Origin of the sequence: Leuconostoc kimchii IMSNU 11154, from assembly GCF_000092505.1 — a bacterium.
In the GTDB taxonomy this organism is placed as follows: Bacteria; Bacillota; Bacilli; order Lactobacillales; family Lactobacillaceae; genus Leuconostoc; species Leuconostoc kimchii.
The window spans coordinates 1,477,454-1,493,820 of sequence record NC_014136.1 but is presented as its reverse complement, the minus strand read 5'-3'; the positions used below and the strand labels follow the sequence as shown (position 1 = coordinate 1,493,820).

The following is a 16,367-nucleotide window of genomic DNA, read 5'->3' as shown; positions in this document are numbered from 1 at the left end:
ACCAAATATTTGCTTAAAAATCAAGATAATTAGAAACATTCTATTTTACGTGCTATAATATTTATAGAATATGAGGTAATAAAATGACAAATCCAGACTTACGTGATATGTTACAAACCCACGGTTTAAAAGCAACATTCCAGCGTATTACCATTTTAGATTATCTAATGACACACGAAACACATCCAACGGCTGATATGATTCATATGGATTTAAAAGAAATCAGCTTAGCTACTATTTATAATACTTTAGAAAAATTGGTTGATGTGGGGCTTGTTATTGTCATTGACACACAAAAAGATGATAAACGTCATTACGATTATTACGGCGAACCACATTATCATATTATTAACAATCATACGAATGAAATTATTGATGCAGATAATTTTGATGTTGCACCTTTATTTGAGGCTGCCCGTCAAGCAAGTGGCCTCAATATTACCGGATTTCATATTGAAATTTATGGTGTTGACCCTGATGAAGCAAAATAGCTTAACTTATCATGATACAAAAAAACCAAAAACCGACAATTAATCGGTTTTTGGTTTTTTAAATTCCAGATACAATTACATGCTAGTAGTCATAATCTTTGAAACGGCAGCGTGAATCTTTTCAAGATAAATTGCTTGGTCGCTCTCTGATTTTTCATACTTATCATTATCGATCGTGTGACTTGTAACAACAACGGCATCAGCCATCAAGGCTGTTGCTTCAGCATATTTTTGATAGGCTGAAGTCAGTGACTTATGAATTCCCAGTAAACGAATAGGTGCTGACGCAGCGTTTAGTTGGTCAGCATTCTGCTTATAACTTGCCACTGTGTCTTCAAATTCTGCTTTAATTTCAGCAAATTCCGCAGTCGGAATTTCTGAAACTTTGTCTGCCTGCTTGGCATCATCAAGTTTCGTGAAAAAAGGTGTCACCCGTTCTGCTGTTTCTTCTGTATTTGTTAAAACATTTTGTAGGGTTTGAATATATATTTGTGCTTGTTTTGGATTAAATTTTGCCAATGTTCTATTATCCTTTATTAAAAATTTTACGTTGTATCAACTTCACGATTTCTACAATCACAATGATACTAATACCTGCGCATAATACAATTGCCCACTGATAACCATCCAAGTGAGAAACATGGAATATGGGATTTAGCGCAGGAATAACAACCACTGCTGCCATAACGACTAATGATCCTAATAGTGCCCAATTAAATAGTTTATTTTGAAAAGCTTGTGGTCCAAACATTGACCCGTAAACGGACTTCACGTTAATTGCATTAAACATTTGCATCAAGCCAAGTGTCATAAATGACATGGTTAATGCATCACGATGTGCTTCAAATTCCGCAGCGTGTACAGGGTATGCCAAAGCAAATCCATAAACAGATAAGACAATAACTGCTTGTAAAATACCTTGCCAAATAATTGCCGCGCCAACGCCACCAGACAAGAAGCTTGCGCCTCGTCCTCTAGGACGCTGAGTCATCACGTCTTTTTGGGCTGGTTCAACACCTAAAGCAATGGCTGGTAATGTGTCAGTCACTAGGTTAATCCATAAAATCATGATTGGCGCTAAAATATTCCAACCCAATAATGTCATAACAAAGATAGAAATCACCTCAGCCAAGTTAGAAGCTAATAGGTATTGTAACGCTTTTTGAATATTAGCAAAGACCTTACGGCCTTCCTCAACAGCATGAACAATTGTTGCGAAATTATCATCTGCTAACACCATGTCTGATGCGCCCTTTGAAACCTCTGTCCCTGTAATACCCATGGCAATACCAATATCAGCAGTCTTTAAGGCTGGCGCATCATTAACACCATCCCCAGTCATCGCAACGACTTTACCTTTTTTTTGCCATGCACGGACAATTTTAACTTTATGCTCTGGTGCAACACGCGCATAAACACTGTACTTATCAACATTTTCAGCAAAGGCTTCTTCAGTCATTGCATCCAAATCAGATCCTGAAATCACAGCTGTATCTTTGTCTTTTTCATCTAATATACCCAAACGAATTGCAATGGCTGCTGCCGTATCACGATGGTCTCCTGTGATCATCATCGAACGGATACCTGCAGTTTTAGCTTCAGAAACGGCACGTGCAACCTCTGGTCGTTCTGGATCGATCAGACCCACAAATCCTGTAAACACAAGATTACTTTCTACGACTTCAGAGGTCATCTCCTCTGGTACTGCATCTAACGTTTTGTAAGCAAAACCGAGGACACGTAAAGCTTGAGTGGCCAATTCTGAATTGATTGCCAAAAGCTTAGCACGTATATCATCGGACAATTCAACAACTTCACCAGCCATTTCAATTTTTGTCGCACGCTTAAGTAGTTCGTCCGGAGCACCTTTAACAGTGACGATATAGCTATTGGGTGCTGGATGAACCGTTGACATTAATTTCCGTTCAGAATCAAATGGTATTTCAGCCAAGCGTGGCATTTCCTGGAATAACTGATCAATATTACGATGATGACTTTCATTAAAAGCGATTAAGGCTGTTTCAGTTGGATCACCAACATAACCGTTCTCTGTACGTTTGGTATCATTGTTTAACGCTAAAATATCTGCTAAACGACCATAGGTCCCTGAAAAATCCTCAACAGCTGGTGCGTCAACGATTTCAGCGTTGACAACAACTTTTTCAACTGTCATTTTGTTTTGTGTTAATGTACCAGTTTTATCAGAACCAATAATATCTGTTGATCCCAACGTCTCTACAGCCGGCAATTTACGAATCAAAGCATTGCGAGCTGCCATCCGGGTTGTACCCAATGCCAAGGTAATCGTAACAATGGCTGGTAATCCTTCTGGAATAGCTGCAACAGCCAGTGAAATTGATGTCAGAAGCATATCGATAATTGTTTCTTTGCCACGCACTAAACCAACGACGAATGTTATGGCAGCAATGATCAAAATAAGATATGTTAAGACACGTCCTAATCTAATCAAGTTTTCTTGGAGGGGTGTTTTAGTTTCATCTGCAGACTCAAGCATGCCAGCAATATGTCCAATTTCAGTAGCCATACCAGTGCTTGTCACAATACCTATACCACGACCATAAGTCACATTGGTATTCATAAATCCAAGGTTTTTACGATCACCTAATGGCAAATCAGCATCAGTCAATGTCGTCGCTACCTTGTCAACTGGCACCGATTCGCCAGTCAATGATGCTTCTTCTATTTGCAAAGAGGCAGACTCAATAAAACGTAAATCGGCGGGCACAATATCGCCAGCTTCTAAACGTACAAGGTCTCCGACAACTAACTCTGTTGATTTAACAGACATTTCTTTACCATCACGTATGACGTTGGCATTTGGCGTTGACATTTCCTTCAAAGCATTAATGGCATCTTCTGCTTTTGCTTCCTGAAAAACACCAAATACGGCATTAATGATCACAATAGCTAAGATGAAGATGGCATCAACCAGTTCACCAGTAAAAGCCGCTACAACGGCAGCTACCAACAAAATAGCAATCATAAAATCTTTAAATTGATTGATAAATTTTTGAAAAAGCGTGGTTGATGCTGCTTCTTTCAACTGGTTAGGACCGTCATCATTTAAACGTTTGGCTGCCTCTGACTGTGTGAGTCCAGTTTGCCCGTTAGTTCGCAATTGAGATAGTACCTGTGTGGCATCTTGATTATACAATGGCTGTTCTGCCATATTTTTCCTCCTACGCTAAAGCGTTTATACCTCAGGGTTCACTTCAAACAAAAAAACTCATGCAAATAAACTTAACGAATTCACGCTAGCCATTTACATGAGTCTCACCATTTAAGATAGTACCGGAACTAGTTTCGTTCGATATAAGCAAAATTGATTTGCTCGCTTTGACGGTATTATCGCGGAAAATCCGCCAGTTACTCCCTCAGGAATTATCATAAGTCAATTGTACCAAAGCGGTTGTTTCGGTGCAAGGTTTTGCAGAAAATAAATGATCATGTCAGTAGTCTTAAAAAGCACCACCGCCACCGCCACCGCCGCCACCGGAATAACCACCTGAAAAACTACCACCCGAGCCTGAAACATTACTGTCAAAACCGACATCTGTTTGAATATGATGCGTCAGATTAGAAGACCAGTTCATGCCAAAACTACTATACATCATATAGACGGGTAAATATGATGGTGAGATATTCATGTCGTTTGCCCAAACATTAAGTGTTTTGGCGACAGTCTTAGCTTCACCAAAAATCACAGCATAAGCTAATAATTTATCCCACAATTGTACATCTAATACCGTTTTATCATCTAGTTTTGCAATATCATGTAGCATTGATGCAAAGCCATCCCATTGCCATTTTTCTACAAAACCATCAGGCTCAGTAAAAAATGTCGTGGCTTGAATACTTAACATCACCAGGCTTGCGCCACTCAAAACAAGTACAGCACCGGCTACAAGCCATAATTGCCAAATATCACTGTAATTTGCCATCACAATCAAAGCCACAATTGCACTAATACTAATAAATGACAACACGCTCAAAATCGCAATTTTGTCATGCGTCATTTTCCGCGTAATCTGTGCATCAATAATCGCTTTTTTGGCTGACTGAACAGCTACATCATGCTGGAATTGCCCTAACTTTTGGCGAATGCGTCTTGAAACACGTGATTCTGGTTTTTGAAAATCATCTTGCTGTACTGGTTCCCGTTTTTTACCAAAAATCATCGTCATAAAACTTATTTCAAAATCAGCCAAGTCATCTTCATTGTTAACTTGATACAGTGCCTGACTAACATCGCGTACATCTTGATAAGTTATTGTAATTTTTCGACGCGCAATTAAGTCCATTAAAGTCGCCACAATGATTTGTGGTACTTCTGCTTGTTGTTGAATTCTATCATTAATAACCGCCGGACCAAGATCATTTGGTAAATCATAAATATGCACAGCTGCTCGATCAACACCACTCCGTCGTTTTGCTCGACGTAATTTTGTTTTCATATAAAACACATACCATAGTGTCAACACGATCATTACTAAAACAATAATTGGTATGATAAGAAATCCAAAAATAGCCATGAAATGCAGTTTTTGATTATGTTTAATCGTTTTTTGAGCTTCAGTTTGAGAAATTACTTTAGCCCGTTGACCTGGCTGTGTATTCGTGTTCTCAGGTGTTTGTGCTTTATCAAAATATGTCCGTAATTCTAGTTTTTGATGTGTCTTCACTTCAGGTGCAGTAATCACAAGACGAGCGTTTTTCTTATCAACAGCAATCTGACCTTTCGTATCACTATGAACCCAACCCTTAAATGTTGTAGCTGGTTTTTGTGGCAACGCGACACGAATTTTAACATGTTTAAGCGGCCGATCCCAGTCATCAATGATAAGCCAGTTCATCTCGGCAACATCATCCCAATTAATGACAGTATTTTTCAACTGGTAATTATATTTAACAATGATTTTGTCATTTGCCTTAATGGGATAATAGACTTTTTCTTGTACACGAGCTGCCGTCTTTGATTCAACATATCCAATGTCTGACCCACTCTTACGTACAGGTATTGATTGAAACTGATTCCCATTTTTTGAAATAGCCACTGATTGCATGCCACCCCACTGATATGGTTGCCCGCCACTACTGGAACGCATCAGTTTTTCTTTGAGATAAACACCATTCATATCATCATCAAAATGATATGTCACCGTCTTATCAATTTGAGCTGTACCGTCTTGACCAATTTGCACTTGTTGTTGATAATTGGTAATATGATAGTCTGCTTGTACAACTTTTACGCCGACTAACAAGCTAAATATGACAGTCATCGTCAATTTTGCTATGATTTTCATTTTTCCCCTCTCATTGCCCATGTTATACAAAAGTATAACAAAATTGTGTCGTAAAACCAATAATAACAAGGACCAACTTTAGCCTTTGACAGCGCCAACGTCGTACATGCTAGAAACTCATTTCATTTGGAAGGAACAGCAAGATGTTATCACAATTGATCACACGCTTGTTAACATACTGATTATGCCTGAACATACTAAACACCCAACCGACGAACGACTTAAGATTGCTTTGCTGCTAGCAACTAATTCTGGATTTGTTGACGCATATACATTTCATTATCACGCTGAACGATTTGCCAGTTTACAAACAGGCAACATCATTCAAGCAGGTATTGCACTCGCTAGAAAAGATTTCAACGGTTCTTTAAGCTTTTTTATGCCTATTTTATTTTTCCTATTAGGTGCTGCCTTTAATGGCATGATTCGACATCGGATGACAGCAAAAAAATTAACTAGTAAGCAGCACAGTTTGTTAGTTGAAATTATTGGTATTAGTATCATTATCGCCATTAACGCTCATATATCAAGTACTGTTTTCATTACTTTGATTTCATTTTTCTTAGCCATTCAATTAGATGCCTTTCCTAGAGTACGTGGTTTACCCTTTACAAGTGTCATGTCAACAGGTAATCTACGAAACGTCGGCGCCAATTTAATGCAATATTATTACACCAAAAATCCCACTGCATTAAAAAACGTGAGGTTATTTTCAAGCATCATTTTAGCGTTTCTGATTGGTGCCTTTCTTTCGGCATTTTTAGCAAGTTACCTTGGACAAAAAACATTAATTGGATCAGTTATCATTTTACTTAGCATATTTTTTCTACTTTTTGATCATTCAAAAGAAAATAGTTGACAAATCTTCAGCTTGTAGGTATTATAAAGGTTAACGATTTTAGAATTAAACAAGTTGAACAGAAAAGTAGCAATTAAGCAAAACCCAGAAAGCTAATGGTTGATGAAAATTAGCATGCGTGAGATTGTGAAAATGACCTGTGATTGGTGTTAACGAATTGGTTTACCATTTAGTTAACAACGGTTTGGCCCTCGTTACTGGGCACACCATTCGACTAGGGTCATTTCCCGATATCTGATGGTTAGTGAGCAAGTTATTGGTAATGATAACTTACAACTCAGAATGGTAACGCGCTTTTATAGCCGCTTCTGTATTTAAGTGTACAGTAGCGGCTTTTTTTGGCCAAATAATATACTGGTCATGTGCCTCTGTTCACACGTTTTTTCTAAAATCATTGACAATTAATAGAAAAATTTGGGAGAAAAAATCATGAGTAAATTAACAGGATGGCTTATTGGCGGCGCTGCTGTCGTTGTCATTGGTGGTATTGGCTATGCCAGCTTTGGACACAAGTCAGAATCAAAATCGGATAGTAAAGTCGTTAAGGTTGGTATCATGTCTGGTTCCAAGCAAGACACAGCCATTTGGGATAGTGTTGCCAAAACGGCTAAAGACAAGTATGGTATTACTTTGAAGTTCAAGCAGTTCTCAGACTATAACCAACCCAACAAAGCCTTGGCTGCTGGGGATATTGATATTAATGCCTTCCAGCATTATGCTTTCCTTGATGCATCTAACAAATCTACAGGTGATAAAATTGTTGCCATTGGCGATACAGTCATTTCACCAATTCGATTATATTCAAACACTTATAAAAAAGTATCAGAATACAAATCTGGTGATACAATCTCTGTGCCAAACGATACGTCAAACGAGAGTCGTTCACTTTACGTTTTGAAAGCAGCCGGTTTAATTGATCTTAAGCCTGGTTTGACAACAGCAACTGTTAAAGATATTACTAAGAACCCTAAAAATCTAAAAATTAAAGAATTAGCTGCCGATCAGACAGCACGTTCATTAAGTGATGTACAGGGTGCAGTAGTTAACGGCACCTATGCCGATACTGCTGGCTTAGACTATAAAAAAGCTATCTTTGTTGAACCAATTAACAAGGATTCACATCAATGGGTCAACATTATTGCTGCCAACAAAAAAGACAAAGACAAAACTGTCTTAAAAAATGTTGTCAAAGCGTATCAAACACAAACCACAAAGGATGCGATCAACAAGGCTTATGATGGTGTTGAGTTAGCTGCTTGGGGTAAAGATTTTAGTAAGTAATCACAATATAAATCATCTTGTTAATTTGAAAGGAATCATATTATGAGTAAAAAAACAAATTGGATTATTGCTGGTGTTGCTGTCGTCGTCATTGCTGCAGGCGCCTATACCATATTTGGTCACCAAGGTAATAAATCCGCTGATAAAACTGTTACTATTGGTGTCATGGCTGGTGATAAGAATGAAGATGAAATCTGGAAATCAGTTATTAAAACAGCTAAAGACAAGTATGGTATCACATTAAAAACAAAAAAGTTCACTGATTATTTACAACCAAACAAAGCCTTATCATCAGGGGATATTGATTTAAATGCTTTCCAAAACTATCCTTTCCTGGATAACTGGAACAGTCAATATAAAACAAACATCGTTTCTATCGGTGACACTTGGACGACACCATTGCGCATCTACTCTGACAAATACAAAAACGTATCTGATATAAAATCTGGTGACCAAATCACCGTTTCAAATGATCCAACTAACGAAAATCGCGGAATCCATCTTTTGGCTGAAGCTGGTCTAATTAAAGTCAAGGACACAACAAAGGCGACACCCAAAGATATTACATCTAACCCTAAAAACTTAAAAGTGACACCTGTTGATGCCTCACAAACAGCCTCTTCTTTGAAGGATCCCACTGTCGGCGCTTCTGTTATTAACACGAACTTCGCTAAATCAGCTAAAATAGATGTTGAATCAGCTATCTATGTTGAAAAGTTAAATAAGGATTCTCAACAATACTTTAACTTTATTGCGGCTAACAAAAAAGACAAAGATAAGCAAGTTTATAAAGACGTTGTTAAGTCATTACAAACAGACAAAACAAAATCACTTGTTAAAAAGTTTTATGGCACAGCCCAAATTACTGTTTGGGATTATAAAAAATAACAACATGAATAATCATCTGCAATTTATTTTGCAGGTACATAATATCTAATAGGAGAAAACAGAATGGATATTCGCCAACAATATAGATCACTCCTAGAACAACTTGTTGCCCTGCCCAGTGTGTCTGCTATTGAAAGTAACTTACCAGAGACAGCAACTATAATTGCAGGTGCATTTCGCCAACTGGGTGCACAAGTCATTTATGATGATACATACTTTGCACCTTTTATTGTAGCCAAGTTTGTTAGCCAAAACCCCAATGCAAAAACAGTTGTGATTTACAACCACTATGATGTACAGCCAGCCGAACCACTAAATTTATGGCAGTCTAATCCTTGGATTTTAACGGAACATGATGGCAAATTATACGGACGTGGTGTTGATGATGATAAAGGTAATTTAACTGCCAGATTAGCAGCTGTGGCAGAATACTTATCCGAAAATAACCAATCATTACCAATCAATATTACCTTTATTATTGAAGGTTCAGAAGAAACTGCATCACGATATTTAACCGAATATCTCAATAAATACCAGGACCAGTTACAAGCTGACCTTGTGATTTGGGAGTCTGGTGGCAAAAATGAAAATGATGTGATTGAAATATTTGGAGGTAATAAAGGTATTGTTACTTTCGACCTATCTGTCACAACAGCAGCTAACGATCTACATTCATCATTAGCTGCTGTTGTGGACTCTGCGCCTATGCGTTTGTCACGAGCAATTGCAACATTATTTGATTCTCAAGGCAATATTGCAGTGCCTCATTTTTATGATGATGTTGTCGCACCAAATGATCGTGAAAAAACACTTGTTCAGGCATTACCACTAACAAGAGAATCACTGATTGCACAGCATGGTTTGACTGCACCACTCTATTCCGATAAGAATGGCCATGATCTCAAAGAAACATTATATTTCAAGCCAACAATTAACATTGAGGGAATTATTTCGGGTTATAATGGTACTGGTGTTAAAACTGTTTTACCTGCAACTGCAACCGCAAAACTAGAATCACGCTTAGTTCCCAATATGTCACCAGACCTAACGCTGCAACGTATATCCGATCACTTCAAAGCAGCTGGCTTGTCGGATATTGTCATCACTAAAACTTTGGGGCAACCTGGATATCGTAGCGACATGTCTGACCCTGAAATCTTACGCGTGATCGATATTGCGGCTAATTATTACCATGTCTCCCCTGTTGTTATCCCTACCTCGCCGGGTACAGGCCCTATGGCGATCGTTCACCAAACTTTACAAGCGCCTATTGCAAGTCTTGGTGTTGGTTACGCTAATACAAAAGATCATGCACCAAATGAAAATATTCGCTTAGCGGATTATAACCAACATATTGATGTCATCAAGGCGCTTATTAAAAGTTATGAGTCTTAATACCTGTTGGTTTAAAAAAGGAGTAAATAAATGAGTAACCCCATAATTTCACTAAATCATATCGATGTGACATTTTATCAAAAAAAACGCACCATTGAAGCTGTTAAAGACGTTTCTATTGCCATTAATCGTGGCGACGTATATGGTATTGTCGGTTATTCTGGTGCCGGTAAGTCAACATTAGTACGTGTTATTAACTTATTGCAAGAACCTACTCATGGTTCAGTTGTTGTTAATGATGAAACTTTTTTTCAATCTGATAAAAAAGCTAATAAAAAAACACGCATCACAACAAATGATCTACGTAATCGTCGTCGTAAGATCGGTATGATTTTCCAGCATTTTAATTTATTAAACGAACGTACAGTCACTGAAAACGTGGCTTTTGCCTTAAAACATAGCGAATTAAACGCAGAGCAAAAAAAAGCGAAAGTTGCTGAATTACTAGCGTTAGTTAACTTATCAGATCGCGCTGAACAATATCCTTCTCAACTTTCAGGCGGTCAAAAACAGCGTGTTTCTATCGCCCGTGCCTTAGCTAATGATCCTGAAATTTTAATTTCTGATGAAGCCACTTCAGCTTTAGATCCCAAAACAACTAACCAAATTCTCAGCCTATTAAAAAAGCTAAATGAAGAACTTGGGTTGACGATCGTCCTAATTACGCATGAAATGCAAGCTGTCAAAGAGATTGCTAACAAAGTTGCTGTCATGCAAGATGGTGAAATTATTGAGCGTGGCTCACTGCTTGAAATCTTTGCCAAACCAACACAACAATTAACAAAGGAATTCATCGAAACAGCAACCAATATTGATAAAGCCATTGCAACCATTTCAGCCCAACCATTGGTAAAAAATCTTCATGAAAATGAGTTGTTTATTCGCCTATCATATGTTGGTGATACCACTGATGAGCCCTTGATTGCTAGTCTATTTCGTGACTTCCAGGTCACAGCCAATATCTTATATGGTAATGTTGAAATTTTGCAAAACACACCTGTTGGCGCATTACTAGTCATTTTATCAGGTACAGACGATCAAATTAAAGCAGCCATATCTACTTTAGCCGATCATCATGTTGAAATTGAAATATTAAAAGGCGGTAAATAATTATGACACAATGGTTTTCAGATACATTTCCAAACGTTGTTTATCAAGGTTGGACTGGTGACACCGGCTGGTGGACTTCAATCGTACAAACACTTTATATGACTTTTTGGTCGGCTATTTTTGGTGGCCTACTCGGCTTAATTTTTGGTATTGGGTTGATTATCACAGCACCAAATGGCATTGCCCCCAATAAATGGACATTCTGGATTTTTGATAAGATCGTTTCAATTTTCCGTGCTGTCCCATTTATCATTCTCTTAGCGTTCATTGCCCCTTTCACTAAACTGGTTGTGGGCACACAAATTGGTACAACTGCTGCTTTAGTTCCCTTAGCTCTTGGTGTTTTCCCATTTTACGCTCGTCAAATACAAGTTGCCTTATCAGAGGTTGATAGTGGTATTGTTGAAGCAGCACAAGCTGTCGGTGCTTCATTTTGGGATATTGTTTTTGGTGTTTACTTACGTGAAGGACGTTCTGAAATCGCTCGCGTTTCAACAGTAACTTTGATTAGTCTCATTGGCTTAACAGCTATGGCTGGTGCTATAGGTGCCGGTGGATTAGGTAACATGGCAATTGCCTATGGTTATAATCGTTTTGCCACGGATACAACACTTGTGGCAACATTACTCGTTTTGATCTTCGTGCTTGCTGTTCAACTGATTGGTGATTATTTAGCAAAAAAGTTGAGCCACAAATAACTAGTTGTATCGTCATAAATCAAATAAAAAACGAAGCATCAACGCATGCTTCGTTTTTTATTTTTCATGTACAAGCGTATTACCAAAATTAATACCATCAGAATGGCAATCAAGCATAACTCTAACACTTTAGGTATAGCAAAAAATTGACCTAAAAAAATGATAATTATTCCTATCAAAAAAACTTTATTTTCCATATATTTCAACAAAATGATTCACCGTGCTAATGTAAACTCAAAACGTTCGCCAACATAATATGAACGCACATATTCAAAAGGTCGCTCATTTTGATCGAAGGATACTTGGCGCACATTCAAAATAGCATCGCCACGTTTAATTTGTAACAATTCTGACAGACGTTCATTCGCCAAAGTTGCTGAAATCGTTTGTTCAGCACGTCCTGGTTGAATGCCTGCATCTTCTAATGTGACATACAAAGACTCTGTTAAATCGCGACGTGAAAAATTGTGAATAAGAGATACTGGTAACGTTGTCCGTTCTAATAAAATAGGTTCATTGTCCCCCATTCTTAAACGTTCCATAACCAATACCTCTTCACCCTCTGATAATTGTAACCGTGAGACTTCAGAAGCAGAAGGCGACGTTAATTTATAGCTGATGGTTTGCGTTTTCGCCACACGTCCTGTGGCTGCCATTAATTCGGTGAAGCTTGTCATGCCTAATGCACGTTCGGAGACTTTTTTCTCTGCAACGTACGTACCAGATCCAACTCTTCGTTCTAACAAGCCTTCATCCACCAATGTTTGAATGGCTTGCCGCAAAGTCATCCGTGAGACATTAAAAGTTTCCGATAATTCGCGTTCAGCAGGTAACCGTTTTTGTGCAACCCATTCACCCGCTTCAATACGTGCTTTAATTTGATTGTGAATTTGAATATAACGTGGTGTGACAGGTTTTGTCATAAATTTTCCCGAGCAAATCGGCGACCCAATGAATAGGTTGCCTGTAATTGCATATCTTCCTTGTTAAAAATATTAAAATCTGCGTCCTTTCCAAAAGATAGGTCGCCTTTTTGAGTTAAACCAAACTCACGTGCTTGGTTAACTGAACTCATTTGTACGGCATCGTTAATATCAGCAGACGTAAACTGTTGTATATGACGAAACGCATCATCATAGGCCAATACGGAACCGGCTAAATGACCATTTTCGAGACGTGCCTGTTTATCTTGGACTACCACTTTTTGGCCACCTAGCTCTGATATACCGTTTCCTAATCCTTCAGCACGCATCGAATCTGTTACGAGTTCTAGTCGATGTGCACCCTTCAAACGAAAAGCAATTTCAAGCATATCAGGCACAATATGAAAACCATCAGCGATTAGCTCACCTGTTATTGATTCTTCTATCATACCATGTCCAGTGACACCAGGTTCGCGATGGTGTAATGGTCTTTGTGCATTATACAAATGGGTTATATGTGTTGCCCGTGAATGCAATAATTGCGCACGTGTGGCATTAGAGTGACCAATTGAAGGTATAATGTGATGCTTTAGCATAAATTCTTCAAAATCTGGTATCCCACCATTTTCTGGTGCATAAGTCACCAGTCTAATGCGTTTACCAGACAATTCATACCATTTTTTAAGCAATGCCGTATTGGGGTCAATAATGTATTCTTCTGGTTGGGCACCCATAAAGACTTTATTAATGAAGGGACCCTCTAAGTGAATGCCTTGAATAACAGGATTTATTTTAGCAACTTCATCAATTGTTAATAATGCACGTTCGATATTTTCAGGTGATTGCGTCATCGTTGTTGGAAATAGTGAGGTGATACCTTCGGTAACCATTTTATTGACCATATCATCAAGCTTTTCAACATCGCCGTCCATGGTATCCAGACCATACCCACCATGTTTATGAACATCAATAAAACCAGGTACGACCAACTTCCCAGTTGCTTCTACAACCAATTCATCATCATTTTGTGGTGTAAAGTCAGTCATGTAGCCAACATCATGAATCACATCTGTGAATCGTAGATACGCATCTGTCAAATGTTTTGAACCTGTGTAAAGATCAATATGCTGCAATAATTTAGCCATGATATAGATGATAGCAAATGGGGTTATTTGTGCTATAACCCATCTGCCTTTCCTCCTATTTATTCTTAACCTCATTATAATTGGTATAGACCGATTTTGCAAATTTAATCTTTTTGTCCTGTACCGGCGGCAAATTTATGAGCCACTTTAGATGCCGCTGCTGCTGCTAACGCACCGACAATGTCATCTGCAAAGGTTGTCACAGCTTCCGTTGTCTTTCCCTTACGATCTAATTCACCAACTAACCCGACCTTTATCTTGTCAATATAACCATAATTTGTGACGCCAATCGTATCAAAAGACATTGCAATAGCTGTCCCTAATGTCTCATCAACACCAAATAACGTATCATCATTTTCAACCAAGTCTTGTAATGGCGACTCTAGTAAATGGGCTTCGGCCAAACGATCTAATTCCAAGGCAACCCATATCTGATGTTGCACCACGCGCTTATGCAAGATACTGATAACTGCTTCTTCAACCTGTTCGATGGTTAGGCCTGGTATATAAGATTGTTCGCTATCATATCCAATGATTGCGATGTCATGCAAGCTAATGTGGTGCTGTTTTAACTTTTCAACTGTATTTTCATAAGTTGCATATTGCATATTTTTTCCCCCTACCGTTTTACCTAGTATATCCAAAAAAGCAATATTTGACAAAGGTTGTTTTTTCACTTGCAAAAGTCACAAAAATTCTGTAAAATAGTTAGAGTAATTGCCCCTTGGCCAAGCGGTAAGGCGGTGGCTTCTGGTGCCACTACGCGCTGGTTCGAATCCAGCAGGGGCAATAGCTGAGCGATCAAATTGATCGCTTTTTTTGTTTCCTTTTTTTGATGGTGTACGCGTATAATAATCTTTATTAGGAGGAAAATATATGAATATTACCCTTGAACCTTTTTCACAGGAAGCAATGCAACACGTTTATGATATTGAATATGGCAGATTAGCTGATCGCACTTGGATGGCCTTCAATGGTCCCTATTTTCGTGACCCTATCCCAACATGGCATGAATTTCAACAAAAAGCGTACCATTTAATTAATAGTACGCATCATCGCTTAATTTATTTTAACCATCGGATTGTCGGTGAGGTTTCTGCACATTGGGCTGATGGGAACCTGCAACATTGGTTAGAAATTGGTATCATTATTTATCAAAAAAGTGATTGGGGTAAAAGTATTGCCACCAGTGCGATAAAAATTTGGATATTAGATCTTTTCGCACAACATGACCAACTGCCACATATTGGTCTCACAACATGGTCTGGTAACGCCGGAATGGTACGTGTAAGTAAAAAAGCAGGTTTTGTACATGAAGGTACTATACGACAAGTACGCTATTGGCAAGGTCACTATTACGACTCTATCAAATATGGTATTCTGCGTACTGAGATAGTATCAAGTAGGAAGTGAGCTAAACGATTCATCCACTCGTTTGAAATGTATTTCTGTCATTTCACCTAATTGAGTCGTGCCAATTGTTTGCAGGCGATAGCGGTAGTCACCTGGTTCAAACAATCGCTTTCCTCGTCCGAGTAATACCGGCACAATTTGTACCCATAACTCATCAACCATATGCGCTTCAAGTAATGGTTTTAAAATGCCACCACCACCAATAATCCATATGTTACCACCAGATTGTTGTTGATAACCTTTAATAATCTTTACAATATCTCCTGAAACATAGGTGACATCTTTTATATTCTCATGCTGGCCCCGTGAAAAAACAACTTTTTCTTTGCCTTCATAAAGTATTTCGTCACCCATAAGTTGTTTGGTCATGTCAAAAGTTTTTCGACCCATGACAAATGTGCCAACTGTTTTTTCGAACGCTTCATAAGTTGACTGATTATTTAAGTTCGTGTCGAACAACCACTGCAAATCATCGTTTTCATCGGATAAAAAACCATCCAAACTGATTGCGCCATAAAAAACAACGTGTCGCATGATACACCTCTTTCTTTTTTAGCATCACAATTGACTATACTTCATGTTAACATAGTTGCATTAATATAAAATATATGTTAAATTTAACCTGTAGTTTAATATTAACAATCTGGGGTGCCGCGTGGCTGAGAAACACCCATTGAACCTGATCTGGCTAATACCAGCGAAGGGAGAATTGCTTTTTTGATGTTGTACTAGGCAAACTCTTGGCTCATAAATGAACCAAGAGTTTTTTATTTGCCTAGAAAACATCTCAAGAGGATGATTTCAATTTTAAACCATTTTGTATACCAGACATAAAATAAC

15 protein-coding genes, 1 tRNA gene, 1 riboswitch and 1 other annotated feature are annotated in these 16,367 nt (G+C 38.2%); of the genes, 9 read left to right on the top strand and 7 right to left on the bottom strand.

The window, feature by feature from the left end; genetic code table 11:
- Positions 1-83 precede the first annotated feature (83 nt).
- Entirely contained in the window at positions 84-491 is a 408-nt protein-coding gene (locus LKI_RS08110; RefSeq protein ID WP_013103656.1) for a Fur family transcriptional regulator, read from the top strand.
- A 75-nt stretch (positions 492-566) separates the two neighbouring features.
- Here LKI_RS08110 and LKI_RS08105 read toward each other — a convergent pair whose 3' ends face one another.
- The 3 genes from LKI_RS08105 to LKI_RS08095 form a co-directional block, all read right to left on the bottom strand.
- Positions 567-1,010, bottom strand: coding sequence for a hypothetical protein (locus LKI_RS08105; RefSeq protein ID WP_013103655.1), 444 nt, complete (start codon positions 1,008-1,010; stop codon positions 567-569).
- Positions 1,011-1,017: 7 nt separating this feature from the next.
- The gene (locus tag LKI_RS08100; protein ID WP_013103654.1) at positions 1,018-3,681 is read right to left on the bottom strand and encodes a cation-translocating P-type ATPase; all 2,664 of its coding nucleotides are present in this window, start codon (positions 3,679-3,681) and stop codon (positions 1,018-1,020) included.
- A 289-nt stretch (positions 3,682-3,970) separates the two neighbouring features.
- Positions 3,971-5,815 carry a DUF2207 domain-containing protein gene (locus tag LKI_RS08095; protein WP_013103653.1) on the bottom strand — a complete coding sequence of 615 codons (1,845 nt, stop codon included), beginning with the start codon at positions 5,813-5,815 and terminating at the stop codon, positions 3,971-3,973.
- A gap of 184 nt (positions 5,816-5,999) precedes the next feature.
- On the opposite strand from LKI_RS08095, the gene LKI_RS08090 reads away from it, so the two are divergent.
- The 6 genes from LKI_RS08090 to LKI_RS08065 all read left to right on the top strand — a co-directional run bounded on the left by LKI_RS08090 (position 6,000) and on the right by LKI_RS08065 (position 12,046).
- A complete protein-coding gene (locus tag LKI_RS08090) occupies positions 6,000-6,674 on the top strand; it encodes a YoaK family protein (protein ID WP_041762781.1) in 675 nt (224 codons plus the stop codon).
- A gap of 45 nt (positions 6,675-6,719) precedes the next feature.
- Positions 6,720-6,987, top strand: a binding site (T-box leader).
- A gap of 116 nt (positions 6,988-7,103) precedes the next feature.
- Positions 7,104-7,955 (top strand): MetQ/NlpA family ABC transporter substrate-binding protein, encoded by an 852-nt coding sequence (locus LKI_RS08085; RefSeq protein ID WP_013103651.1) that lies wholly within the window; start codon positions 7,104-7,106, stop codon positions 7,953-7,955.
- Between the two features lie 42 nt (positions 7,956-7,997).
- A complete protein-coding gene (locus tag LKI_RS08080; RefSeq protein ID WP_013103650.1) occupies positions 7,998-8,843 on the top strand; it encodes a MetQ/NlpA family ABC transporter substrate-binding protein in 846 nt (281 codons plus the stop codon).
- A gap of 63 nt (positions 8,844-8,906) precedes the next feature.
- Positions 8,907-10,238 carry a M20/M25/M40 family metallo-hydrolase gene (locus LKI_RS08075; RefSeq protein ID WP_013103649.1) on the top strand — a complete coding sequence of 444 codons (1,332 nt, stop codon included), beginning with the start codon at positions 8,907-8,909 and terminating at the stop codon, positions 10,236-10,238.
- 30 nt (positions 10,239-10,268) lie between these two features.
- On the top strand, positions 10,269-11,348 hold the full coding sequence (locus LKI_RS08070) for a methionine ABC transporter ATP-binding protein (protein WP_013103648.1): 1,080 nt from the start codon (positions 10,269-10,271) through the stop codon (positions 11,346-11,348).
- 2 nt (positions 11,349-11,350) lie between these two features.
- Positions 11,351-12,046, top strand: a complete 696-nt coding sequence (locus tag LKI_RS08065; protein WP_013103647.1) for a methionine ABC transporter permease — start codon at positions 11,351-11,353, stop codon at positions 12,044-12,046.
- A 215-nt stretch (positions 12,047-12,261) separates the two neighbouring features.
- On the opposite strand, the gene LKI_RS08060 is transcribed toward LKI_RS08065, so the two are convergent.
- The 3 genes from LKI_RS08060 to LKI_RS08050 form a co-directional block, all read right to left on the bottom strand.
- Positions 12,262-12,969, bottom strand: a complete 708-nt coding sequence (locus LKI_RS08060) for a GntR family transcriptional regulator (RefSeq protein ID WP_013103646.1) — start codon at positions 12,967-12,969, stop codon at positions 12,262-12,264.
- On the bottom strand, positions 12,966-14,114 hold the full coding sequence (gene nagA / locus LKI_RS08055; protein WP_013103645.1) for an N-acetylglucosamine-6-phosphate deacetylase: 1,149 nt from the start codon (positions 14,112-14,114) through the stop codon (positions 12,966-12,968). Before nagA ends, LKI_RS08060 begins: the two co-directional genes overlap by 4 nt.
- Positions 14,115-14,218: 104 nt before the next feature.
- Positions 14,219-14,722, bottom strand: a complete 504-nt coding sequence (locus LKI_RS08050) for a phosphatidylglycerophosphatase A family protein (protein WP_013103644.1) — start codon at positions 14,720-14,722, stop codon at positions 14,219-14,221.
- 110 nt (positions 14,723-14,832) lie between these two features.
- Between LKI_RS08050 and LKI_RS08045 the strand changes: the two genes are divergently transcribed.
- Both LKI_RS08045 and LKI_RS08040 read left to right on the top strand, forming a co-directional pair.
- Positions 14,833-14,904 (top strand) — tRNA-Gln (locus LKI_RS08045).
- Between the two features lie 86 nt (positions 14,905-14,990).
- Complete coding sequence (locus LKI_RS08040; RefSeq protein ID WP_013103643.1) at positions 14,991-15,527, top strand: GNAT family N-acetyltransferase; 537 nt, start codon at positions 14,991-14,993, stop codon at positions 15,525-15,527.
- Here LKI_RS08040 and LKI_RS08035 read toward each other — a convergent pair.
- Complete coding sequence (locus tag LKI_RS08035) at positions 15,513-16,061, bottom strand: dihydrofolate reductase family protein (protein WP_013103642.1); 549 nt, start codon at positions 16,059-16,061, stop codon at positions 15,513-15,515. The genes LKI_RS08040 and LKI_RS08035 overlap by 15 nt on opposite strands.
- A gap of 100 nt (positions 16,062-16,161) precedes the next feature.
- Positions 16,162-16,251: riboswitch (TPP riboswitch) on the top strand.
- The last annotated feature ends 116 nt before the right edge of the window (positions 16,252-16,367 follow it).

Excerpts from the sequence above, each read along its gene's own strand:
- LKI_RS08110 (WP_013103656.1), top strand. The coding sequence starts at position 84 with ATGACAAATCCAGACTTACGTGATATGTTACAAACCCACGGTTTAAAA.
- LKI_RS08100 (WP_013103654.1), bottom strand. The coding sequence starts at position 3,681 with ATGGCAGAACAGCCATTGTATAATCAAGATGCCACACAGGTACTATCT.
- LKI_RS08095 (WP_013103653.1), bottom strand. The coding sequence starts at position 5,815 with ATGAAAATCATAGCAAAATTGACGATGACTGTCATATTTAGCTTGTTA.
- LKI_RS08090 (WP_041762781.1), top strand. The coding sequence starts at position 6,000 with ATGCCTGAACATACTAAACACCCAACCGACGAACGACTTAAGATTGCT.
- LKI_RS08085 (WP_013103651.1), top strand. The coding sequence starts at position 7,104 with ATGAGTAAATTAACAGGATGGCTTATTGGCGGCGCTGCTGTCGTTGTC.
- LKI_RS08080 (WP_013103650.1), top strand. The coding sequence starts at position 7,998 with ATGAGTAAAAAAACAAATTGGATTATTGCTGGTGTTGCTGTCGTCGTC.
- LKI_RS08075 (WP_013103649.1), top strand. The coding sequence starts at position 8,907 with ATGGATATTCGCCAACAATATAGATCACTCCTAGAACAACTTGTTGCC.
- LKI_RS08070 (WP_013103648.1), top strand. The coding sequence starts at position 10,269 with ATGAGTAACCCCATAATTTCACTAAATCATATCGATGTGACATTTTAT.
- LKI_RS08065 (WP_013103647.1), top strand. The coding sequence starts at position 11,351 with ATGACACAATGGTTTTCAGATACATTTCCAAACGTTGTTTATCAAGGT.
- LKI_RS08060 (WP_013103646.1), bottom strand. The coding sequence starts at position 12,969 with ATGACAAAACCTGTCACACCACGTTATATTCAAATTCACAATCAAATT.
- nagA (WP_013103645.1), bottom strand. The coding sequence starts at position 14,114 with ATGGCTAAATTATTGCAGCATATTGATCTTTACACAGGTTCAAAACAT.
- LKI_RS08050 (WP_013103644.1), bottom strand. The coding sequence starts at position 14,722 with ATGCAATATGCAACTTATGAAAATACAGTTGAAAAGTTAAAACAGCAC.
- LKI_RS08040 (WP_013103643.1), top strand. The coding sequence starts at position 14,991 with ATGAATATTACCCTTGAACCTTTTTCACAGGAAGCAATGCAACACGTT.
- LKI_RS08035 (WP_013103642.1), bottom strand. The coding sequence starts at position 16,061 with ATGCGACACGTTGTTTTTTATGGCGCAATCAGTTTGGATGGTTTTTTA.